We start from the raw sequence: 22,788 nt of genomic DNA, 5'->3' as shown, positions 1-22,788 counted from the left end.
GTGTGGGACATCTTCGACGTCCAGGTCTTCGCCATCCCGGTCGCGGTGGTGCTGTGGATCGTTTACGCGGTCGGTGCGGCGAAGGTCGGCGGTCGGCGTCGGCTCGTCGAGGCGACGGGGTGGGTGGCGAGCATCGCGACCGCTCTGGCCGTGCTCCCGATCGTGGCCTTCGCCGTCGGCTTCGTCCTGTTCCTTCCTGCTCTGTGGTTCTTGAACGTGGGAACGGCGGGCACAGTGACGGTCGTCGCCTGGATTGAGGCCGTGATCCTCACCCTGGCGACCGTCTTCCTCGCGCGATGGGCGTACGGCCGACTCGGCAATGCGCGGTTCTTGACGGCAACCCTGGTGATCCTGGCCTTGAGCAGTATCTGGAATGGGCGATGGCTCGCCACGGTCGACTGGTTCCCGGCGCAGAGCTGAGCTCACGACGGAAGCGTGCCGTACGGCGGTGAGATCGTCGCCTCCATCGCGAATCCCAGCCTTATGGGGTGGTCCCGCCAGCGGTACACGACGTGAAACAGGTCACCGGTGATGCCGGCGTCGATCACCCCGACGCACCACTCCTCGCTGATCCCGCTGTCACGCAGTGCAGTGAGGCAGCCCAGGAGGCACGGATCGCCCCCTTCTATATGGCGAGAATAAAGATTCGATCATGTTGTTGTACATCGAACAATGGCGTAGAATCGAGGTAGGCGGTGAAAGGGGTGGATCCAGTGAATACCTGCACTGCAGAGGAGTATCTGGCTTCCCTTGATGCGTTCGAACATGCGGCTCGCCGCCTTGCTGCGGCCGATCCCGTGATGCTCTCCTCGCAGCAGCTACTCGAGAGCCTGCGCAGGCTGGAGACGGCGGCGCGCACGGTGCCCTACGGGCAGAACGTGCTCGCCGGGGTCGCGTTCGAACAGGGCCTGCCCGGGGAGCTGGGCTACACGGGGATCAAGGAACTTCTCGTGGACCAACTGCGACTCTCGGGCGCGGAGGCACGCGACCGGATGCACGGCGCGTACAACCGCGTGCCGCGTCACGCTTGCGGTTTCGCGCCGGAGCCGAAGTACGAGCTCATCGCGGCGGCGCAACGCGATGGGCGCATCTCCGAGCGGCATGCCACCGCGATGGGGAAGGTTCTCGACCAGTGCTACCGCCTGAACGGTCGTGATCTCGATGATCTCGAGGAGATCCTCGTGACGGCGGCGGAAAGCGTTCCGCCGGACGACATCGTGGTGATCGGCAAGCGCGCCCTCGCCCTCCTGGATCCCGACGGTGCCGAGCCCGATCAGGATCGCATCCGGCGCTCGCGCGAACTCACCGTGAGTGGTCAGGGTGATGACCTCATGTCCGACATCGGCGGCGCCCTCTCGCCCGAGTGCCGCGCCCTCCTCGATGCGGTGCTCGAGAAGTTCGCCCGGCCGGGCGTCGTGAATCCCGACGATGCGACGACCCCCGTCGACCCCGGTGACGCGGACGCGATCCGCGAGGCCGCCGCGCGGGACACGCGCACTGCTGCGCAACGCAACCACGATGCGCTGGCGCATGCTCTTGGCGTGGCGATCGGCTCGGGTGAACTCGGCAGCCATCGCGGCCTGCCCTGCGTCCCGATCATCACGGTGGGGATCGACCAGCTGGAATCCCAGACCGGGATCGCGACCACCGCAACGGGTGGGCGGCTCCCCGTCGAGGATGCGCTGCGGATGATGGGCGCCAACCCCAAGTACGTCCTGGTGCTCGACCTGGCATCGCGCCCGTTGTTCCTCGGGCGGCAGAAGCGCCTCGCGTCGGCGGATCAGCGGATCGCGCTCTACGGATCCGAGAAGGGCTGCACTGCACCCGGATGCGACGCGCCCGCGACCCGCTGCCAGGTGCACCACATCACCGAGTGGACGGATGGCGGCGCCACCGATATCACCGCGCTCACCCTCGCCTGCGATGCCCACCACGGCAAGGTCGTGCCCGACCTGACGGAGAACCCGCGCGGCTGGGAGACGATCACGATCCCGCCCGGCGAATCGTACGGGGGCCGCACCGGGTGGCGTCGCGGCGCCGACCCCGCGGGGGCGTACCGCGTCAACCATCGGCGCCACGCCGAGGAACTCCATCGCGAAGCACTCGCCCGCTGGCGGACACGGTGCGCGCAGTTCCGAGACGCGTGGGTCGAACAGGACATCCGCCGACAGTTCGCGGAATCCTGCGCCGACCACGAGCTGATCGCGAAGGTTCTCGACAGTCCTCACGGCCCACCGCTTCTCGAGGAGATGCTCGTCGAACACGATGCCGACACCGCCTGGTGCGCACCGTCGTACGACGACGCCTGCGCGGCCTGAGATCAGAACCGGCGGCGCCAGGCGTCGCCGTCCGGGAGGCGCCGCTCGGGCGGGGTGGTCCAGAACGACGCAGTGAGGTCGTAGCCGTCGTGCACCAGCGCGGCGCGGGCCGGCCAGCGCTCCTGCGCCCAGGCCGGCTCGTTGTGCAGTGAGTCGATGCCCGCCCGGACGCCGCCCTCCAGCTCGAAGTGCAGGTGCCGGGCGGCCTCCTGCGCCGAGGCCGTGCCCGCCGGCGCCGTCGTCGCGGCGTCGACGAGACCGATGGCCGCAGACCGGATCCGCTGGTCGGTCCACGCGAGGGTTCGGCGGTGCGCCCTCGGGTCCAGCAGGAACATGACCAGCAGCGCGATGACCACGCCGACGAGGGTTTCCAGCAGGCGGTCGCGGATGACCGGTCCGGCGGCGCCACCCGTGACGCCGGCTCCGCTGGCGAGCAGGGCCACCGGCGTGATCATGACCACGGCCGCAGCGTAGTTCCGCACGATGAGCATCTCGATCGAGAACTGCAGGACGGCGACCACCGCGATCAGGACGTAGCCGTGCGGGGCCAGCGCGTGCAGTCCCGCGAACAGGACCAGACCGACCGCGGTGCCCAGGAACCGATGCAGCGCGCGCACTGTGCCGTGGATGCGGTCGACTCCGGTCTGGAGGACGACGAGGGCGCTGATCGCCGCCCAATGCGGACGGTCGAGGCCGAGGGCGAGGCTCACCGCGCCCGCGGCGAGACAGGCCACCGCGACCCGTCCGGCGGTGATTGCCGCGTGCGACGACGGGCTGAGCGAGCGGCGGAACCGGTATCCGACGGTCGGCCGCAGGCGCGAGGTGGTGACCTCACGGGTGGGATCGACCTCGGTATCGGAGTCGTCGGTCACGGACGCGGCGAACCGCGCGTTGGCCTCGCGCAGCGCGACGATCAGTTCCGCGTCGGCGGGCCGCCGCGCGGCCCGCGCGTCATCGATCGTCGACCACGCCGCGACGAGCGCGGACCCGGCGGCGTGCCGCTGCTCGGCGGACGGCGGGCCGTCGCCGGAGAGCGCGGCGCCCACAGCGCCGACGGCGCGGGCCGTCGCCTCGCGCTGCGGCGCGGACGGGTCGACCAGCGCGCCGGCCAGCGAGACGAGGACCGAGCTCACCGCTCCGAGTGCCGCGGCCACCACGAGCATCCCCGGTTCGGCGCCGGACTCCACCGCGATCAGCGCACCCGAACCCACGATCGCGAAGAACAGCGCGCCGGGAGGCCCCAGCCGGAGCGCATCCACCACGTGCACCGCGATCACCGCCGGCACCACCGCCATCAGGACGGCGCACACCTTGAGCGTGATGCCGCCGGCCGGCACGGTCCAGCCGATGAGGGCGCCGATGGCGGTCGAGACCAGCAGGGCCAGTGCCGTCGACGCGACGACCTGGCCGCGCACCCGGTACGCCCGGCCCTCGCCGTACAGCACCGCGAACGCGCCGAACGTGGTGAACAGCGCGGCGTTCGCGTGGCCCGCCGCGACCAGCGCCGAGCCCGGGATCGCGACCGCCGCCGCGGCCCGCAGCCCGGCCCGCCAGCGCCAGACGGGCGCACCGTCGGCGAAGACGAGCGAGCGGACACGCGGGACGCGGGGCAGGGGCTCGGGAAGTGGTTCACTCACCTACCTATTTGATCACCATCGGTGCGGTGACAGGTGTCATGCCCTTCCCGGCTTCACACCCAGGCGTGCAGGGCGTAGCGCTCCCGCTCGGGGGCGCCGAGCCACAGTGCGCTGTCCATGAGCGGCTCCACCTCGGTGCGTGCGAATCCGTTCTCGAGTGCGAGCTGCTGCAGGGTGGCGGCCGGGCTTCCCCCGTACAGGGGGAGCGACTCGCGGATCGGCGCGTAGTCACCGGTGCCCGTGCCGCCCCATACGCCTTCGACCAGGACGGCGCGGCCGCCCGGCCGGAGGACCCGCGCCCACTCGGCGAGCGCGCCTGCGGGATCGGGGAGGGTCCAGATGACGTGGCGCTCGATCACCAGGTCGAACGAATCGGCCTCGAATGGAAGGTGTTCGGCGTCGGCGGTGCGGAACTCGGCGACGACTCCCGCCGCAGCGGCCTTCTCCCGTGCGAGGGAGAGCATCGATTCGGCGACGTCGATCCCCACGGGACGGTGCCCCTGCCGAGCGAGGAGCAGGGAGAAGAATCCGGTGCCGCATCCCACGTCGAGGGCATCGACGGTGCCGCTCCCGGACCAGGTTTCGACCAGCCCGGCCCATGCGGCTCGCTGCTCGTCGGTGTGCAGCCCGTGGGTGGGGCCCTCGTCGAAGGTGGCGGCACGGGCGTCCCAGTGGCTGCGGACGACTTCCTTGACGGCATCGGACATCAGATGAGCTCCTTGGTCGGGTCGAGATGGTGAAGGGCGAGGACGAACGGGGTGCCGTCCTCGTCGTGGAGGATTCGGGCGTGGACCCGGTAGACCTCGCTGAGCAGTTCCGGCGTCAGCACCTCGGCCGGCGCGCCTTGCGCCGCGAGGGTCCCGTTATGCAGGACGAGGATCCGGTGGGCGAAGCGTGCGGCCAGGTTGAGGTCGTGGACGGCGACGAAGACGGTCATGTCCCGTTCCCGGGCCACCTCGGCCACGAGAGTGAGCAGTTCGAGCTGATGGTGCAGGTCCAGGGCGCTGGTCGGCTCGTCGAGCAGGAGTACGCGTGGCTCGGTTGCGAGTGCTTGACCCACTGCGACCAATTGGCGCTGACCACCGGACAATTCGCCCAGGCTGCGGACCGCGAGGTGGCTCAGGCTCAGCCGGTCGAGAATCGCCGAGACGGCGGCGACGTCCTCGTCCTCGACGCGCCAGCCCGTACGGGTCTGCCGGTGTGCCACGAGGATCGCCTCGAAGACGGTGAGCGAGGCGGAGTTGGGCAGATCCTGTGGGAGGTACCCGACGATTCGGGTGCGCTCGGAGCCGCGCAGACGGGTGACCTCGTGGCCCCCGATGTGTACGGCTCCGCGCCCCTGGAGCAGGCCCGCCAGGCAGCGCAGGAAGGTCGATTTGCCGGCCGCGTTCGGGCCGATCAGAGCCGTGATCAGACCGGCCGACGATTCGTCGATCGTGATGCCGGCCAGTACCTCGCGCGATCCGTAGCCGAAGTGGAGATCGTCCGTCCGGACCCTCATGACCACATCTGCTTCCGCCGGGTGAAGACGATGGCGATGAAGAAGGGCACTCCCACCAGTGCGGTGATGATGCCCACCGGAATGACGACGCCGGGCACGAGCAGCTTGCTCACGATGGACGTGACGGACAGCAGCAGTGCGCCGCAGAGCATGGACCCGGGCAGTAGGTACCGCTGGTCCTCGCCGAGGAGCATGCGCGCCACGTGCGGGCCGACGAGTCCGACGAAGCCGATCGTGCCGACGAAGGCCACGGCGGTGGCCGCGAGTGCGGAGACCCCGAGCAGCACCGTCATCCGGACCCGCTTGACGTTCACTCCCAGGCTGGCCGCGCGGTCGTCGCCCATCCGGAGCGCGGTGAGTTTCCACGCGGCGCGGGCGCACAGCGGCACGACGAGCACGAGCACCACCGCCAGGAGGGCCAGTTGCGGCCAGCCGGCCTTGGTCAGGCTTCCGAGCGTCCAGAAGATCACCTGCTGCAGTTGCTGTTCGGACGCGCTGAACTCGAGCAACGACAACATGGCACTGAACAGGAAGACCAGGGCGATGCCCAGCAGGATCATCGTTTCCGACGTGGCGCCGCGCAGCAGACTCAGGCTCTGCACCGCGAGGCAGGCCAGGAGCGCGAAGAGCCATGCGTTCGCCGCGGTGAGGAACAGCCCGCCGACGGACAGCACGCTCGCACCCACCACGATCGAGGTGGCGGCGCCGAAGCTCGCGGCAGCCGCGATCCCCAGGGTGAACGGCTCGGCCAGGGGGTTGTTCAGGATGGTCTGCATCTGCACCCCGGCCGCGGCGAGAGCAGCTCCGACGGCGACCGCCATGAGCGCCATCGGAAGTCGGATGTTCCAGATGATCGCGTGCTCGATCGGCGTCGACGCCCAGGGCGCGAAGACCGTCGACACCGCGTCGGGAACGGAGAGCTGCGACGGGCCGGTCACCACGTCGGCGATGATCGAGACGGCGAGCGCCAGAACCAATCCCGAGAGCAGGAGCCTGCGCCGGAGAGCCAGCCGGCGGTACGCCGTCACCGCGGCCACGGTGGGAGCGGCGGCGGCGACAGGCGGTGTCTCGGTGCGCGTCACTGGTCCACCCAGAAGGTGCCGCTGTAGGTGATGGGCAGGAAGTTCTCGTGGAACTGCCTGAAGATCGCGGTGGGATCGACATCGGTGAACTTGTCCGGATGCTGCCACTTGGCGATCTGGATCGCTGCGATGAAGTTGTACGGGGAGCCGTAGAACTGGTGCCAGAGCCCGTGCGCGCCGTGGTTCTTCACGGCCTTGAGGTCGTCCCAGCCGGGGCGCGCGACGAGGGCGTCGAGCTGCTTGCGCGCCGTGGCCTCGTCCGAGTTGTAACCGAGGCTGATGAAGCCGACGCCGGGCACCTGGGTCTTGGAACGGGTCCAGTTCGATCCGGTGATCACGATCTGGTCGGGGTTGCTCGCGAACAGCTGCTCCTCGGCGACGGAGCCGCTCTCGCCCGGCAGCAACTGCGATCCCAGGTTCTTCCCGCCCGCGAGCTCGATCACCTGGCCGAGGTTCGACGGACCGAACGTGGCGCAACATGCGGTGATGCCCGCGGCGCGGTACAGGAATGTGGTGGGCGGCGTGGTGCCTGCGACGCGGTTCTTGACCAGGTCGATCTGCTGGGCGTAGTAGTCGGCGAAGCTCGTCGCCCGCGCCTCGCGGTTCATCAGCTTGCCCAGGAGTCGGACGCTGGGCACCGTCGTCTCGAGCGGTTTGTCGCGGAAGTCGACGACCACCGTCGGGATGCCCACCTTGGCCAGGGTCTCGACGGCGCCGATCTCCTGCGCGCTCTTGAAGCCGCTCTTGGTGAGCACCACGACGTCGGGCTTGAGGTCGATGACCTTCTCGGCGGAGAAGGAGCCCTTCGCGAGTGCGCCGACTTCGGGAACCTGGTCGATCTGCGGGAACTTCGCGCGGTACTTGTCGTAGGTGTCCAGGTCGGCGGTCTTCAGATCGTCCGGCCAGCCGACGATCCGTTTGAAGGGCTCCTCCTTGTCCAGCATCGCGGTCAGGTACAGGAGCCGGCCCTCGCCGAGGAAGAACCGCTGCGCATCGGCCTTGACCTGGACGTTCCGGCCCTCGATGTCCGTGACAGTGACGGTGCTCGCGCTGTTGTCCGACCCACCGTTCGGCCCGCAGGCGACCAGGCCGGAGGCGACGGCGACGGCGGCGAGCGCCGCTGCGATGCGTCGAGATGAGGTAAGGCTAAATTTCATGAGGCGATGCTAGCCTCACCTTGTCTCGTTGGGAAGAGTGATCTTGACGCGGATTCCGCACTCCCTCAGCGGAATCCGCCAGAGCGATCATTGCTGTGCGTTACAAACGTTTGGATGGTCGCCGATCCACGCCGATAGCGACGGATGCGTCGGCGGGGCTGAATCGAATGAAGCACGAATCGGTTGGAGACCTGCTGATCCGCAGGTCGTACGTCTCACGTGCTGCGCCCGGCGGGAATCGCACGGTGCGGATTGCGTGAAGACGCGAAAAGAGTGCCCCCGGCAGGATTCGAACCTGCGGCCTTTCGCTCCGGAGGCGAACGCTCTATCCCCTGAGCTACGGGGGCGCAGGGCTTAGCTAGGTTAGCGCATAGGGCGGGCCCGGCGGAAACCGGGCGGTCAGGCGCCCCCTAGGATGGTCTGGTGACTCCCGCTGACCTTTCGGAACTCCTGCATGCCACCGCGACCACCGTGCTCACCGAGCGCGGTCTCGACGCGACAGTGCTGCCGGATCGCGTCACCGTCGAGCGGCCCCGCAATCCGGAGCACGGCGACTACGCGACCAACGTCGCGATGCAGGTCGCCAAGAAGGCCGGCGTGAACCCGCGCGAGCTCGCCACCTGGCTGGCCGAGGCGCTCGGCAACGCGGACGGGATCGACGAGGCCACCGTCGCGGGCCCGGGCTTCCTGAACATCCGCCTCGCCGCGGACGCGCAGAACCAGCTCGTCGTGAGCATCCTCGAGCAGGCGGGCGCGTTCGGCCACGGGACGGCGCTCGACGGTGCGCTGATCAACCTCGAGTTCGTCTCCGCCAACCCGACGGGGCCGGTCCACCTGGGCGGCGCCCGCTGGGCCGCGGTCGGCGACAGCCTGGGCCGCGTGCTCGAGGCGCAGGGCGCCGAGGTCACCCGCGAGTACTACTTCAACGACCACGGCGCGCAGATCGACCGGTTCGCCCGCTCGCTGGACGCGGCGGCCCAGGGCGGGCCGACCCCCGAGGACGGCTACGCCGGCGACTACATCAACGACATCGCGGCCACCGTCGTGGCGGAGCACCCGGGCATCCTCGAGCTTCCGGAGGCCGAGCGGGTCGAGGCCTTCCGGGCCGACGGCGTGGAGCTGATGTTCGCGCACATCAAGCGCACCCTGCACGAGTTCGGTACGGACTTCGCCGTCTTCACGCACGAGGACGAGATGTTCACCTCGGGCCTGGTGGAGAGCAGCGTCCAGCAGCTCAAGGACAACGGCAACCTGTACGAGAAGGACGGCGCGTGGTGGCTGCGGGCCACCGACTACGGCGACGACAAGGACCGCGTCGTCATCAAGTCCGACGGCAATGCCGCCTACATCGCGGGCGACATCGCCTACATCAAGCACAAGTTCGACCGCGGCTTCACGCTCGCGATCTACATGCTGGGCGCCGACCACCACGGCTACATCGGCCGGCTCCGCGCGGCTGCGGCCGCGATGGGCTACGACCCGGACCGCATCGAGGTCCTCATCGGGCAGCTGGTGAACCTGGTCAAGGACGGCAAGCCCGTCCGGATGAGCAAGCGGGCCGGCACCGTCATCACCCTCGACGACCTGGTGGAGGCCGTGGGCGTGGACGCCGCGCGGTACTCGCTGGTGCGCAGCTCGGTGGACACCTCCATCGACCTCGACCTCGACCTGCTCGCCCAGGCCAGCAATGAGAACCCCGTCTACTACGTGCAGTACGCGCACGCCCGGCTCTCCGCGATCGCGCGGTCGGCGCGGGAGCTGGGGATCGCACCGTCGACGGAGCATCTGGGGCTGCTCGATCACGCCCGCGAGGGCGACCTGGTGCGCACCCTCGGCGAGTTCCCGGCCGTGGCCGCGGGCGCCGCGAATCTGCGTGAGCCGCACCGCATCGCGCGCTACCTCGAGGAGCTGGCGGGCGCGTACCACCGCTTCTACGGCGAGTGCCGCGTGCTGCCGCTGGGCGACGAGGAGCCGACCGACCTGCACCGTGCCCGGGTGGCGCTGTGCGCCGCCACTCGCCAGGTGCTCGCGAACGGCCTGACCCTCGTGGGTGTTTCGGCACCCGAGAAGATGTGAGAGGCAACTCGTGAGTGAACTGGACCGGGCCGTGTGGCCCGCCCACGCGCGCCGGGAGGCCGACGGTGCCCTCTCCGTCGCCGGGGTGTCCGCCACCGCGCTCGCGGCGGAGTTCGGCACCCCGCTGCTCGTCATCGACGAGGACGACTTCCGGGCGCGCTGCCGCGGCATGCGGGAGGCCTTCGGCGAGGACGCGGCGGTGCACTACGCCTCGAAGGCCTTCCTCTCCATGGAGATCGCCCGCTGGGTGCGCGACGAGGGCCTGAACCTCGACGTGTGCAGCGGCGGCGAGCTGGCCGTCGCGCTGCGCGCCGGCTTCCCCGCGGAGCGGATCGCGCTGCACGGCAACAACAAGTCCGCCGCCGAGCTCGACTACGCCGTGGAATCGGGCGTCGGGCACGTCGTGGTGGACTCGCTCTCGGAGATCGCGCGGCTCGACCGGATCGCGGGGGAGCGGAACGTGGTGCAGGAGGTGCTGATCCGCCTGACCCCGGGCGTCGAGGCGCACACCCACGAGTTCATCTCCACCGCGCACGAGGACCAGAAGTTCGGCTTCTCGCTCGCGACCGCTGCGGGCCGTGGATCCGGCGGAGCCGGTGCGGATTCGCCGGCGATGAGGGCCGTCACCGCCGTCTTCGCCGCCGAGCATCTGCGACTGGTGGGCCTGCACAGCCACATCGGCTCCCAGATCTTCGACGTCAACGGCTTCGAGCTCGCCGCCCGTCGCGTGCTGGAGCTGCTGCGCGACGTGGTCGCCCGCTTCGGAGCCGAGAAGACCGCGCAGCTGCGCACGATCGACCTCGGCGGCGGCCTGGGCATCTCGTACACCGCGCACGACGACCCGCCGCCCGTCGCCGATCTCGCGGCGAAGTTGCGGCACATCGTCGAGACCGAGTCCGCCGCACTGGGACTGGCGGCTCCGCACATCGCGGTCGAGCCCGGTCGCGCGATCGCCGGCCCGCCCGGGATCACCCTCTACGAGGTGGGCACGATCAAGGACGTCGTGATCGACGCCGGGTCCGAGGACGATGCCGCTGTCGCGCAGGGCTTCCGGCGGTACGTCTCGGTGGACGGCGGTATGAGCGACAACATCCGCACCGCACTGTACGGCGCCGAGTACACCGCCGCGGTCGCGAGCCGCGACCCGCAGGGGGAGCCGGTCCGATCGCGGATCGTCGGGAAGCACTGCGAGACCGGCGACATCCTGGTGCGCGACACCGCGACCCCCGCGGATCTGGTGGAGGGCGACCTCATGGCCGTCGCCGCCACGGGGGCGTACTGCTATTCGATGTCGAGCCGTTACAACATGCAGCCCCGACCGGCTGTGGTGGCGGTCAAGGACGGCACGGCGCGGGTGATCCTGCGCCGGGAGACCGTCGATGACCTGGTGAGCCTGGAGGTGCTCTGATGACTGATTCCGCACAGCAGAGGGAACTGGGCGTCGCCCTTCTCGGCATGGGCACGGTGGGCACCGAGGTGGCACGCATCCTCGTCGAGAACGCGGACGATCTCGCGGCCCGCGTCGGCGCGAAGCTCGTCATCCGCGGGATCGCGGTGCGCGACATCACGAAGGACCGCGGTCTCGACGCCCTCGGCCTGCAGCAGAGCCTGCTGACCGACGATGCGGAGGCCCTCGTGGGCCGCGACGACGTCGACATCGTCGTCGAGGTGATGGGCGGGATCGATCCCACCCGCACCCTGATGCTCCGGGCGTTCAAGGCCGGTAAGTCGGTGGTCACCGCCAACAAGGCGCTGCTCGCCGAGTACACCGGGCAGCTCGCCGACGCCGCCAACAAGGCCAATGCCGACCTGTACTTCGAGGCCGCCGTGGCCGGCGCGATCCCCGTGATCCGTCCGCTGCAGCAGTCCCTCGCGGGCGACTCGGTCGAGCTGGTGGCGGGAATCGTCAACGGCACCACCAACTTCATCCTCTCCAACATGGCGGAGAAGGGGGAGGCGTACGAGGCCGTGCTCGCCGAGGCCGGGCGCCTGGGCTACGCCGAGGCCGACCCCACCGCCGACGTCGAGGGCTACGACGCCGCCTCCAAGGCCGCGATCCTCGCGTCGATCGCCTTCCACACCAGGGTCAAGGCCGCCGACGTCTACCGCGAGGGCATCACCGGCGTCACCGCCGCCGACATCGAGGCGGCGAAGGCCTTCGACTGCACCATCAAGCTCCTCGCGATCTGCGAGAAGTTCACCGATGCCACGGGCGCGCAGCGGGTCTCGGCCCGGGTCTACCCGGCGCTGGTGCCCTTCAAGCATCCGCTCGCCAGCGTCGACGGCGCGTACAACGCCGTCTTCGTCGAGGCGGAGAACGCCGGCCGGCTCATGTTCTACGGCGCCGGCGCGGGTGGCGCGCCCACCGCCTCGGCGGTGATGGGCGACCTCGTGGCCGCGGCCCGCAACAAGGTCGTCTCCGGTCGCGGCCCGCGCGATTCGGCCTACGCCAAGCTGCCGATCGCGCCGATCGGCGAGGTGCTCACCCGCTACTACGTGGCCATGGAGGTCACCGACCGGCCCGGTGTGCTCAGCGCCGTCGCGAACGAGTTCTCCGCGCGCAACGTCTCCATCAGCACCGTCCGCCAGCAGGCGGACACCCCCGATCAGGGTGCGCGACTGGTGATCCTCACCCACAAGGCGCCCGACGCGGCCCTGTCGGCCACCGTCGAAGCCCTGAAGAACCTGGACGTGGTGACCGCCGTGTCCTCCGTGCTCCGTCTGGAGGGAACCAATGACTAGCACCGTCCACACGCCCTGGCCCGGCCTGATCGAGGCCTACCGGCACCGTCTGCCCGTGTGCGACACGTGGGAGCCGGGCTGGGCCCCCGTCACGCTGCGCGAGGGCGCGACCCCGCTGCTCCCGGCCCGCGCGCTCTCCGAGCTCACCGGCTGCGACGTGCACCTCAAGGTCGAGGGCCTCAACCCGACCGGCTCCTTCAAGGACCGCGGCATGACGATGGCCGTCACCGAGGCCAAGGCCACCGGCAAGAAGGGCGTGCTCTGCGCGTCCACCGGCAACACCTCGGCGTCGGCCGCCGCGTACGCGTCGATCGCCGGCCTCGAGTGCGCCGTGCTCGTGCCCGCGGGCAAGATCGCGATGGGCAAGCTCGCCCAGGCCGTGATGTACGGCGCCAAGATCATCGAGGTCGACGGCAACTTCGACGACTGTCTCGAGCTGGCCCGCAAGACCACGGCCACCTTCGACACCATCTCGCTGGTCAACTCGGTCAACCCGGTGCGCATCGAGGGCCAGAAGACCGCGGCCTTCGAGATCGTCGACGCCCTGGGCAAGGCCCCCGATGTGCACGCGCTGCCCGTGGGCAACGCCGGCAACATCACCGCGTACTGGCGCGGCTACAGCGAGTACTTCGCCGACGGGATCATCGGATCGCGTCCGCGCATGCTCGGCGTGCAGGCCGCCGGCGCCGCGCCGCTGGTGAACGGTGCCCCGGTGAAGGACCCGGAGACGATCGCCACCGCGATCCGGATCGGCAGCCCGGCGTCCTGGAACCAGGCCGTGGCCGCCAAGGACGAGTCGAACGGCGAGTTCCGCGCCGCCACGGACGAGAAGCTGCTCGAGGCCTACCGCCTCGTCGCCAAGACCGAGGGCGTCTTCGTCGAGCCCGCGTCCGCCGCGTCGGTGGCCGGGCTGCTCGCCGCCACTGCCGACGGCTGGATCGAGAAGGGCTCCACCGTGGTCTGCACGGTGACGGGCAACGGCCTCAAGGACCCGGACACCGCTCTGAAGGGCGTGCCCGAGATCGCCCGCGTCGGTATCGACCCCGTCGCCGTGGCCGCGGCCATGGGCCTGACGGAGTAAGGGCGGCCGTGTCACCAGCGTCGAACGCTCCCCTCGTCCTGCCCGTCGGGCTGAAGGTCACCGTCACCGTCCCGGCGTCCAGCGCCAACCTCGGTCCCGGTTTCGACACTCTCGGCCTCGCGCTGGGTCTCTACGACGACGTCACCGTCGAGACCGTGGACCCCTCGGACCCCGACTCGGGTGGGGACCTGACGATCACCGTCACCGGCGAGGGCGCCGGCGAGGTGCCCACCGACGACCGGCACCTCGTGGTCGTCGCGCTGCGCCGCACCCTCGCCCACCTGGGTGTCTCCGCGCCCGGGTTGCGGCTGACCTGTGTGAACCGTATCCCGCACTCGCGCGGGCTCGGCTCCTCCGCCGCGGCCGCCGTCGCCGGGATCGCCGCCGCCGCGGCGCTCGCGGCGGACGCCGACGCCCCGCGCGGTCTCACCACCGACGAGATGGTGCAGCTGGCGTCCGAGTTCGAGGGGCACCCCGACAACGCGTCCGCCAGCGTGCTCGGCGGCGCCGTCGTCTCGTGGACGGTGCCCGCCGTGCCCGCCCCCGACGTCGCCGGCTACCGCGACCACGCCGCGGCGAGCGCGGCACCGTCGGCCCCCGTGCACTACGGGGCGCGCCGCGTGGAGGTGCACCCCGACATCCGGGCGTACGCCTTCGTGCCCGACGTACAGTCCTCGACCTCCGTCACCCGCGGCATGCTGCCCCGGCTGGTGCCGCACGCCGACGCCGCGTTCAACGCCTCGCGCGCCGCGCTCGTCGTGCTCGCGCTCACCGCGCACCCGGACCTGCTGCTCGAGGGGACCGACGACCGGCTGCACCAGCGGTACCGCGCCGCGTCGATGAAGGAGTCCTTCGCGCTGGTCGAGCGGCTGCGCGCGGCCGGTGTGGCCGCCGCGATCTCCGGCGCCGGGCCCACCGTACTGGCGCTGACCCCGCAGGTCCTCCCGGTCCGGTTGTCGGACGCCGCGGTGGAGGCCGGGTTCACCGTGCTGGAGCTCCCCATCGCCGACGGGGTCTCCCGGTCCTGACGGTGCCTCCCGCGTACGTGCCGCGTGCGCGGGAACGCAGCCGCGTACGCCGCGCGGCTGTGCGCACGGCGCCCGTGCGCACCGCCGCGGGAGATGCGCGGATGTCCGTCCGCGGGTGCGGGCGAGGGCGGGATGCGACGGTGGCCGAGGGAAAACGCGGGGGCGGTGATTGCCGGGTGCGGACGTGGGCGCTATCATGGCAAACGTGTCCGACCAATGTGCGGACGCTGTTTCGGCACCTTGCCACTCATGCCTGACCAACCAGTCCCAGCTGCGGTGGCGCGCCGGTACCCGTGCCAGGCCGAGAATCCCACCCCGCCATCCGCTGCGGGGCCAGCGGCCGAAGCGCAGAAGCACCTTCAGATGACGTGCCTCGCCCCGCGAAAACACTTGTGTATCAACGCAAGAAGCCCGGCGGAGCACCGTAGGCCCCCGCTGCCGCAGTACGCGGACGGGGAATCGAAAGGAACTCCGTGACCGAAACGGACGTGACCACCGGCCCCGAGACGGCCAGCACCACCCGGGCCGACGAGCGGCGTCGCTCGGGTCTGAACGGCATGGTGCTCGCCGAACTCCGCGGTATCGCGAGCGAGCTGGGGATCAAGGGCATCTCCGGCCTGCGCAAGGGCGATCTGATCGCCGCGATCAACGAGCACGGCGGCGCGCCCAAGGGTGCGCCGAAGGCGGCCAAGGCCGCCTCGAAGGCCGCCGCCCCGAAGTCGGAGGCCGCGAAGGCCGAGGCCGCCCCGAAGGTCGAGACCGCGAAGGCGGACGCCCCGAAGGCCGAGGCTCCCAAGGTAGAGACCCTGAAGGCCGAGGCGCCGAAGGCGGATGCTCCGAAGGCACAGGCCCCGAAGACGGAGGCGCCCGCGGCCGACGCGCCGAAGGCGGCCGCCCCCGCGGAGGCGAACGCCCAGGGCGACGCGTCGAAGAACGACGGTGACCAGGGCCAGCAGCGTGAGGGTGGCCAGCGGCGCGAGCGCGGTCAGCGCCGCGAGCGCGCCCAGAACGGCAACCAGAACCAGGACGGCGAGAACCGTCAGCAGGGCGACCGCCAGCAGGGCGAGAACCGTCAGCAGAACGACCGCCAGCAGGGCGAGCGCCAGCGCGGCGAGGCCCGCCAGGAGCGGCAGCAGGGGGATCGCCAGCAGGGCGAGAACCGGCAGCGCGGCAACAACGGACCGTCGAACGATGCCAACCAGAACAACGGGCCCGACGACGGCGACGGGACCGGGCGCCGCGGGCGCCGCTTCCGCGAGCGTCGTCGCGGCCGCGACCGGGGCCAGAACGACAGCGAGCCGCAGGTCGGCGAGGACGACGTCCTGCAGCCCGTGGCCGGCATCCTCGACGTGCTCGACAACTACGCCTTCGTGCGCACCTCGGGCTACATCGCCGGACCGAACGACGTCTACGTCTCGATGAACATGATCCGCCGCAACGGCCTGCGCCGCGGCGACGCGATCACGGGCGCCGTGAAGATGCCCCGCGACGGCGAGTCGGGCGACAGCGGCAACCAGGGCGGCGGCGGTGGTCGCGGCAACCAGGGCAACCGGCAGAAGTTCAACCCGCTCGTGCGCCTGGACACCGTCAACGGCCAGGACGTCGAGTCGGCGAAGAACCGGCCCGAGTTCAACAAGCTCACCCCGCTCTACCCCAACCAGAGGCTGCGCCTCGAGACCGCGCAGAACATCCTCACCACCCGTGTGATCGACCTGATCATGCCCATCGGCAAGGGCCAGCGCGCGCTGATCTCCGCCCCGCCGAAGGCCGGTAAGACCACGGTGCTGCAGGACATCGCCAACGCGATCGCCACCAACAACCCCGAGTGCTACCTCATGGTCGTGCTGGTGGACGAGCGGCCGGAGGAGGTGACCGACATGCAGCGCAGCGTGCGCGGCGAGGTCATCAGCTCCACCTTCGACCGCCCGCCGTCGGACCACACCTCGGTCGCCGAGCTCGCCATCGAGCGGGCCAAGCGGCTGGTCGAGGGCGGCAAGGACGTAGTGGTGCTGCTGGACTCGATCACCCGCCTCGGCCGCGCCTACAACAACTCCAGCCCGGCGTCGGGCCGCATCCTCTCCGGCGGTATCGACTCGACGGCCCTGTACCCGCCGAAGCGGTTCCTGGGTGCGGCGCGCAACATCGAGAACGGCGGCTCGCTGACGATCATCGCCACCGCGCTGGTCGAGACGGGCTCCACCGGCGACACCGTCATCTTCGAGGAGTTCAAGGGCACCGGCAACGCCGAGCTCAAGCTCGACCGCAAGATCTCGGAGCGGCGCGTCTTCCCGGCGGTCGACGTCGCGGCGTCGAACACCCGTAAGGACGAGCTGATCATGGCGCCCGACGAGGCCGCCGTGGTCAACAAGCTGCGTCGTCTCCTCGCGGCGCTGGACAGCCAGCAGGCCATCGACCTGCTGATCAGCCAGCTCAAGAAGACGAAGAACAACATCGAGTTCCTCATGACGGTGCAGAAGAACAGCGGCTTCGGCGACCACGACTGATCGCCCGGCCGGAACGTGACGACGGCGCCCCACTCCCTTGGAGTGGGGCGCCGTTCGCGTCTCGCCGGCTACTGGGGTAGGTAGGGCGTGATCGCCTTCGCGATCTCCGCGCCGCGGCCGCAGTCGCGGTTGTCGACCTTCTGCATACCCACGTACAGCACGCCGTTGGACAGCGACTTGTACGCGGTCACGCAGTAGTCCGGGGTCTTGGTGTTGGTGCTCGGCACCGTGAACGAACGCCACTTCGTCGAGCCCGGCACCGCCACCGGCGTACCGGTCTCCCACGAGCTCGAGCCCGTGAAGGTCGCGAACTTCACGTCCGCGTTGCTGGCCTTCGAGTCCGAGCCCTTGCACGCGAACTTCACGCCCTCGGTGGCCCGCTGGGCGGCATCGTCCACCAGCGGGCTGATCCCTAGCGCCGAGATCGCCGCGGCGTTGAGCAGGCACGGATCGATGTAGCCGTCCCGCAGCGTCGACGTGTTGTTCACGGGCACGACCGACGTCGTCGAGGAGCTCGTGCTCGAGGGCCCGGCGTCGACCGCCTCGTCAGAACCCGCGCTGGCGAGGATCGCGACCGCAGCCACCGCCACCACCGCGACGGCGGCGATCGCACCGATGACCACGCCCTTACGGGTCCCGCCGGACTTCGGGGCGGGGCCCGTCGGGCCGGCCGGACCGCCCTGCCACGGGCCCTGCTGGCCGGCGAACTGCGCGGGCGGCGGGGCGCCCGGGCCCGACGGCCGCGCGAAGGGCTGCGACGGTGCCCCCTGGAAGGGCGGGGGAGTGGCGGCGCCGCGGACCGGTCCGGGCGGCGGGGTGGCCACCCGCACCGTCGGGTTCGACGGTGCCTGCGGGTAGCCGCCCGACGCGGCCGACCGGAGGGCGCGGGCGAACTCCTCGCAGGTGGCGAACCGCTGCTGCGGCGACTTGGCCATCGCGCGGGCGATGACGGCGTCAATCGCCGGCGGCAGGCCGGGCCGGTTCCGCGACGGCATCGGCGGCGGCGCCATCAGATGATCGCGGATCACGGCGGTGCCGCTGCTCACGCCGTAGGGCTTGGTGCCGGTGAGCAGCTGCACCGTCGTCCCCGCCAGGCTGTACTGGTCGCTGCGGCCGTCCACCGGCTCGCCGCTGAGCTGCTCGGGCGAGGCGTAGTCGAGCGTGCCCACGACCATCCCGACCGACGTCAGGTCGCTGTGCTCCTGCTGCTGCCGGGCGATACCGAAATCGCCGAGCATCACCCGCGGGGTAGTGCCGGTGGTGTCGATCATGATGTTGCCCGGCTTCACGTCGCGGTGCAGCAGGCCCCGCGAGTGCGCATGGTCCAGCGCCGCGGCCACCGCGTCCACGATGGTGAGCACCTGGTCCACGGGCAGGCCGTGCGGATTGCTCGCGAGCAGCGCCGAGGCGTCCTGGCCGGGCACCAGCTTCATCGACATCCACAGCCGGCCGTCGTCGTTGCCCCGGTCGTAGACCGGCACGATGTTCGGGTGGTCGAGTCCGGCGGCCATGTCGGCCTCGCGCTCGAACCGTGCCCGATAGGTCGGGTCGTTGGAGAAGGCCGTGGGCAGCACCTTGAGCGCATCCACGCGCGGCAGCCGGGGATGGCGGGCCGCGTACACCGCGCCCATCCCACCCGCGCCCAGCAAGCGCTCCACGACGTACCCGCCGATGACGGTGCCGGGGGGCTCGATCGCCGGTCCGTTGCCTGACTCGTTCACGTCTTCTCTCCCGCATCTCACGCACTCGGCCCGCTCGTTCGTCAGCGACGAACCGGTCCACTGTCAGCTGGAAGCTAACACCGGCCGGCTTGCGGGCCACCAGTCAACCGCCAAACGGCTACCGCATCGTGACCCGGGCCGCCGCCGACCGGGAATTTCTCGAAGTCCTGTGCGTTCTGGCATACTGGAACGTCGGTATGGGTTCCGGTTCACGCCCTTGGCGCACGCCAGGGCGACCCGGCGACCGAAGAACGAGAAGGACGGCAATCATGAAGCAGGGGATCCACCCCGATTACGTGGCCACCACCGTTGTCTGCGGTTGCGGTAACACGTTCGAGACGCACAGCACCAAGGCCGACGGCCGGATCAACGTCGAGGTCTGCTCGCAGTGCCACCCGTTCTACACGGGCAAGCAGAAGATCCTCGACACCGGTGGTCGTGTCGCCCGGTTCGAGAAGCGCTACGGCAAGCGCCCGAGCAAGGCCGCTGCTTCCGAGTAGTGCCCCCGCCGACGCCCGTCCTGCCCCGCAGGCCGGGCGTCGGCGCGTTTCACGGGCCTTGACCTCCCGCACCCGTCCTCCCGCACCGTCCGAGAAAGGCACCGCCGCCATGAGCGCCACGTCCCCCTCCGCGATCGACGACATCCTCGCCGAGTACGCCGGCCTCGAGCTGCAGATGTCCGACCCGGCGCTGCACAACGACGCCGGCGCCGCGCGCAAGGTGGGCAAGCGCTTCGCCGAGCTGGCCCCGATCATGGCGACGCACCGCAAGTTGGAGGCCGCCCGGGAGGACCGCGCCGCCGCGCAGGAGCTTGCCGCGGACGACGCCTCCTTCGCCGAGGAGGTCGTCGCGCTCACCGAGCAGATCGAGGTGCTCGAGCAGCAGCTCACGGACCTCCTCGCGCCGCGCGACCCGCACGACTCCGACGACGTGGTGCTCGAGGTCAAGTCGGGCGAGGGCGGCGAGGAGTCCGCGCTCTTCGCCGGCGACCTCGCCCGCATGTACCTGCGCTACGCCGAGCGCCGCGGCTGGAAGGTCGAGACGCTCGGCGCCACCTACTCCGACCTCGGCGGCTACAAGGACGCCACGTTCTCGATCAAGTCCCGCGGTCCGGGGGCGGACGGCAGCATCGACGGGGTCTGGGCCCGGATGAAGTTCGAGGGCGGCGTGCACCGCGTACAGCGCGTCCCCGCCACCGAGAGCCAGGGCCGCATCCACACCTCCGCCGCCGGCGTGCTCGTCTACCCCGAGCCGGACGAGGTCGAGGAGGTGCAGATCGACGAGTCCGACCTGCGCATCGACGTCTACCGGTCCTCCGGCAAGGGCGGCCAGGGCGTCAACACCACCGACTCCGCCGTGCGGATCACCCACCTGCCCACGAACATCGTCGTGACCTGCCAGAACGAGCGCTCGCAGCTGCAGAACAAGGCGCGTGCGATGCAGGTGCTCGCCGCCCGCCTGCAGGCGCTCAAGGAGGAGGAGGCGGAGGCCGCCGCGTCGGACTCGCGGGCCGCGCAGATCCGCACCGTCGACCGGTCCGAGCGGATCCGCACCTACAACTTCCCCGAGAACCGCATCGCGGACCACCGCATCGGCTTCAAGGCCCACAACCTCGACCAGGTCCTCGACGGTGACCTCGACGGGCTCCTGGACGCGCTGCAGGCCGCGGATCGCCGGGCCCGGCTCGAGGCGGAGTGACCACCCGGCCGACGATGCTGGCGGCCGCCGCAACGGCCCGGCTCGCGGCGGCCGGCGTACCGTCGGCCCGGTTCGACGCGGAGGTCCTGCTCGCGGAGGCCCTCGGCATCGACCGCGGCCGCATCCCGATCGCCGACGATGCCACCGCACCGCAGATCGACGCGTACGAGGGCCTCATCGCGCGCAGGGCGGCCCGCGAACCGTTGCAGCACATCCTCGGCCGCGCGTACTTCGGGCCGCTCACGCTGGCCGTCGGGCCCGGCGTCTTCGTCCCGCGCCCCGAGACCGAGCGGCTCGCGGCGTGGGCCGCGTCCGCCGCCCGGCCGGGGGCGGGCATCGTCGACCTGTGCGCCGGCTCCGGCGCCCTCGGCCTGTATCTGACGGCGACGGTGCCCGACGCGCGGGTCGTGCTCGTCGAACGCGACCCGCAGGCGCTGGACTACCTCCGCCGCAACGCGGCCGGCACCGGGGCCACCGTGCTCGCCGCCGACGTCCGCGACCCCGACCTGCCCGCCCGCATCGAGCGGACCGTCGGCGGCGTGGAGCTCGTGGTCGGCAATCCGCCGTACGTCCCCGACGGCGCGGACCTCGACCGGGAGGCGGCGGCCGATCCGGCGCTCGCGCTGTTCTCCGGCGCCGACGGGCTGGACCTGATCCGCGAGATCGCGCCGCTCGCCGCGCGGCTGCTCGCCGGCGGGGGAGCGTTCGGGGTGGAACACGACGACAGCAACGGTGCCGGCACCGCGGAACTGCTCCGCGCCGCGGGGTTCGGCGACGTCACCGGGCACCGGGACCTCGCGGGCAGGCCCCGCTACGTGACTGGCAGGATGGAGCCGTGAGCATCGCCAGCCGCGCCTTCGACTGCACCGATCCCGATTCCCGCGCCGCGGGCCTGCGCGCCGCCGCGGCCGCCGTGAAGGGCGGCCGCCTCGTGGTCATGCCGACCGATACCGTCTACGGCATCGGCGCCGATGCCTTCGACGGCCGCGCGGTCGCCGATCTGCTGGCCGCGAAGAACCGCGGCCCGGACATGCCCGTCGGCGTGCTCGTGGGTTCCTGGAACACCATCGACGGCCTGGTCAGCCGCGTCAGCGACCAGGCGCGCGAGCTGACCCGCGCCTTCTGGCCCGGCGCCGTCTCCCTGGTCGTCGAGCAGGCGCCCAGCCTGGCGTGGGACCTCGGCGACACCCGCGGCACCGTGATGCTGCGGATGCCGCTGCATCCGATCGCCATCGAGCTCCTGCGTGAGGTCGGGCCGATGGCCGTCTCCAGCGCGAACGTCTCGGGCCGCCCACCCGCCGCCACCATGCTGGAGGCGCGCGACCAGCTGGGCGACTCGGTGGACGTCTACCTCGACGGCGGGCCGTCGGAGCACGCCGCACCGTCGAGCATCGTCGACCTGTCCGGGCCGCAGCCGCGCGTCCTGCGCGAGGCGGCCGTGAGCACCGCCCGGATCGCCGAGGTCCTCGGCGTCAGCGTCGAATCGCTGGCCTGATCTAGTTCGGCGTCAGCGAGCCGCCGACGTCCGTGATCTGCCAGTCCTTGCTCTTGTCCAGAGTCACGTTGTAGACGGCGATCGTCTCCTTGGCCGTCGGCGCCTGCGCATTGGTCGCGTGGACCTTGACGTAGGCGCTGACCCTGTAGACCGGCCCCGTCCGGCTGTTGACGACGGAGTCGAGGACGGTGCCCTTCGACACCCATTGCAGGGGCTGCAGCAGCTGGTTCATCGCGCCGACGGTGCCCTCGAGCTTCGTCCTCAGCTCCGGGGAGACGTTCTTGGTGACCGCGGTGCGCCACGGGCCGAGGTCGCGGTAGTCGAAGGACGAGGCGGCCGCCGCGTAGTCGGCGGCGGCCTTCTCCGCCCGCTTCGTGTCGGCGGCCTCCTGCTGCACGGTCGCGAGCTCCGAGCGCGCGGCGTCGGCGCGGCCCTGCGCCCCGCTCCACAGCACCCCGAAGGTCACCGTCGACGCCAGGAGGGCGACGGCCAGGACCGAGGCGACCACGAGACCCACCACGAGGCCGGTGGAACGGCGCGGTGGGGGAGTGGGGGCGCCGTATCCGGTGGGGACGAACCCGGGCGGCGGAAGCTGCGGCTGATTCACTCGTCGATGATGGCACGGCCACCGGGACGACGAAGCGCCCGGACCCTCGGGCGGGTTCACATGATCGTCGCAACACTCTCAACGAGAGGTTGCGGCGATCATGTCGTTTCAGGAGGACTGTGCCCGGTTCGGCGGCGAGCT

General features: G+C 70.9%; 19 protein-coding genes and 1 tRNA gene. 12 read left to right on the top strand and 8 right to left on the bottom strand.

The features are described from left to right. Nucleotides 1–420, top strand: a complete 420-nt coding sequence (locus AC21LY_RS18680) for a hypothetical protein (RefSeq protein WP_489048062.1) — start codon at nucleotides 1–3, stop codon at nucleotides 418–420. Nucleotides 421–800: 380 nt separating this feature from the next. After that, nucleotides 801–2,318 carry an HNH endonuclease signature motif containing protein gene (locus tag AC21LY_RS18675; protein ID WP_489048061.1) on the top strand — a complete coding sequence of 506 codons (1,518 nt, stop codon included), beginning with the start codon at nucleotides 801–803 and terminating at the stop codon, nucleotides 2,316–2,318. Between the two features lie 2 nt (nucleotides 2,319–2,320). Here AC21LY_RS18675 and AC21LY_RS18670 read toward each other — a convergent pair whose 3' ends face one another. The 6 genes from AC21LY_RS18670 to AC21LY_RS18645 form a co-directional block, all read right to left on the bottom strand. After that, the gene (locus tag AC21LY_RS18670) at nucleotides 2,321–3,955 is read right to left on the bottom strand and encodes an FUSC family protein (protein WP_489048060.1); all 1,635 of its coding nucleotides are present in this window, start codon (nucleotides 3,953–3,955) and stop codon (nucleotides 2,321–2,323) included. Nucleotides 3,956–4,008: 53 nt separating this feature from the next. Beyond that, nucleotides 4,009–4,662, bottom strand: a complete 654-nt coding sequence (locus AC21LY_RS18665; protein WP_489048059.1) for a class I SAM-dependent methyltransferase — start codon at nucleotides 4,660–4,662, stop codon at nucleotides 4,009–4,011. Beyond that, complete coding sequence (locus tag AC21LY_RS18660) at nucleotides 4,662–5,456, bottom strand: ABC transporter ATP-binding protein (RefSeq protein WP_489048058.1); 795 nt, start codon at nucleotides 5,454–5,456, stop codon at nucleotides 4,662–4,664. Before AC21LY_RS18660 ends, AC21LY_RS18665 begins: the two co-directional genes overlap by 1 nt. Next, nucleotides 5,453–6,538, bottom strand: a complete 1,086-nt coding sequence (locus AC21LY_RS18655; RefSeq protein ID WP_489048057.1) for a FecCD family ABC transporter permease — start codon at nucleotides 6,536–6,538, stop codon at nucleotides 5,453–5,455. Before AC21LY_RS18655 ends, AC21LY_RS18660 begins: the two co-directional genes overlap by 4 nt. Continuing rightward, the gene (locus tag AC21LY_RS18650; protein ID WP_489048056.1) at nucleotides 6,535–7,695 is read right to left on the bottom strand and encodes an ABC transporter substrate-binding protein; all 1,161 of its coding nucleotides are present in this window, start codon (nucleotides 7,693–7,695) and stop codon (nucleotides 6,535–6,537) included. The genes AC21LY_RS18655 and AC21LY_RS18650 overlap by 4 nt, the downstream gene beginning before the upstream one ends. Nucleotides 7,696–7,969: 274 nt before the next feature. Further along, a tRNA-Arg gene (locus tag AC21LY_RS18645) sits at nucleotides 7,970–8,042 on the bottom strand. A gap of 76 nt (nucleotides 8,043–8,118) precedes the next feature. On the opposite strand from AC21LY_RS18645, the gene argS reads away from it, so the two are divergent. From argS to rho, 6 genes are all read left to right on the top strand, one after another. Then, the gene (argS, locus tag AC21LY_RS18640; RefSeq protein WP_489048055.1) at nucleotides 8,119–9,771 is read left to right on the top strand and encodes an arginine--tRNA ligase; all 1,653 of its coding nucleotides are present in this window, start codon (nucleotides 8,119–8,121) and stop codon (nucleotides 9,769–9,771) included. Further along, entirely contained in the window at nucleotides 9,746–11,179 is a 1,434-nt protein-coding gene (gene lysA, locus AC21LY_RS18635) for a diaminopimelate decarboxylase (protein ID WP_489048054.1), read from the top strand. Before argS ends, lysA begins: the two co-directional genes overlap by 26 nt. Next, on the top strand, nucleotides 11,179–12,513 hold the full coding sequence (locus tag AC21LY_RS18630; RefSeq protein WP_489048053.1) for a homoserine dehydrogenase: 1,335 nt from the start codon (nucleotides 11,179–11,181) through the stop codon (nucleotides 12,511–12,513). Before lysA ends, AC21LY_RS18630 begins: the two co-directional genes overlap by 1 nt. Beyond that, nucleotides 12,506–13,594, top strand: coding sequence for a threonine synthase (gene thrC, locus AC21LY_RS18625; RefSeq protein WP_489048052.1), 1,089 nt, complete (start codon nucleotides 12,506–12,508; stop codon nucleotides 13,592–13,594). Before AC21LY_RS18630 ends, thrC begins: the two co-directional genes overlap by 8 nt. Nucleotides 13,595–13,602: 8 nt before the next feature. Continuing rightward, entirely contained in the window at nucleotides 13,603–14,622 is a 1,020-nt protein-coding gene (gene thrB / locus AC21LY_RS18620; protein ID WP_489048051.1) for a homoserine kinase, read from the top strand. Between the two features lie 473 nt (nucleotides 14,623–15,095). Beyond that, nucleotides 15,096–17,126: a transcription termination factor Rho gene (rho, locus tag AC21LY_RS18615; protein ID WP_489048050.1), complete on the top strand. Its 2,031-nt coding sequence runs from the start codon at nucleotides 15,096–15,098 to the stop codon at nucleotides 17,124–17,126. 68 nt (nucleotides 17,127–17,194) lie between these two features. Here rho and AC21LY_RS18610 read toward each other — a convergent pair whose 3' ends face one another. Then, on the bottom strand, nucleotides 17,195–18,847 hold the full coding sequence (locus AC21LY_RS18610) for a serine/threonine protein kinase (RefSeq protein ID WP_489048049.1): 1,653 nt from the start codon (nucleotides 18,845–18,847) through the stop codon (nucleotides 17,195–17,197). Nucleotides 18,848–19,116: 269 nt separating this feature from the next. Here AC21LY_RS18610 and rpmE point away from each other — a divergent pair, with 269 nt between their 5' ends. From rpmE to AC21LY_RS18590, 4 genes are all read left to right on the top strand, one after another. Then, complete coding sequence (gene rpmE / locus AC21LY_RS18605) at nucleotides 19,117–19,347, top strand: 50S ribosomal protein L31 (RefSeq protein ID WP_146435759.1); 231 nt, start codon at nucleotides 19,117–19,119, stop codon at nucleotides 19,345–19,347. Between the two features lie 109 nt (nucleotides 19,348–19,456). Beyond that, on the top strand, nucleotides 19,457–20,545 hold the full coding sequence (gene prfA, locus AC21LY_RS18600; RefSeq protein ID WP_489048048.1) for a peptide chain release factor 1: 1,089 nt from the start codon (nucleotides 19,457–19,459) through the stop codon (nucleotides 20,543–20,545). Between the two features lie 14 nt (nucleotides 20,546–20,559). Then, nucleotides 20,560–21,384, top strand: a complete 825-nt coding sequence (gene prmC, locus AC21LY_RS18595) for a peptide chain release factor N(5)-glutamine methyltransferase (RefSeq protein ID WP_489048259.1) — start codon at nucleotides 20,560–20,562, stop codon at nucleotides 21,382–21,384. Continuing rightward, nucleotides 21,381–22,040 carry an L-threonylcarbamoyladenylate synthase gene (locus AC21LY_RS18590; protein WP_489048047.1) on the top strand — a complete coding sequence of 220 codons (660 nt, stop codon included), beginning with the start codon at nucleotides 21,381–21,383 and terminating at the stop codon, nucleotides 22,038–22,040. The genes prmC and AC21LY_RS18590 overlap by 4 nt, the downstream gene beginning before the upstream one ends. Before the next feature lies 1 nt (nucleotide 22,041). Here AC21LY_RS18590 and AC21LY_RS18585 read toward each other — a convergent pair whose 3' ends face one another. Then, nucleotides 22,042–22,647, bottom strand: a complete 606-nt coding sequence (locus tag AC21LY_RS18585; protein WP_489048046.1) for a hypothetical protein — start codon at nucleotides 22,645–22,647, stop codon at nucleotides 22,042–22,044. Nucleotides 22,648–22,788 lie beyond the last annotated feature (141 nt).

Source organism: Tsukamurella sp. II2bb (genome assembly GCF_057815145.1).
The sequence above is the reverse complement of the archived record's forward strand: the minus strand, read 5'-3'. Positions and strand labels throughout refer to the sequence as shown.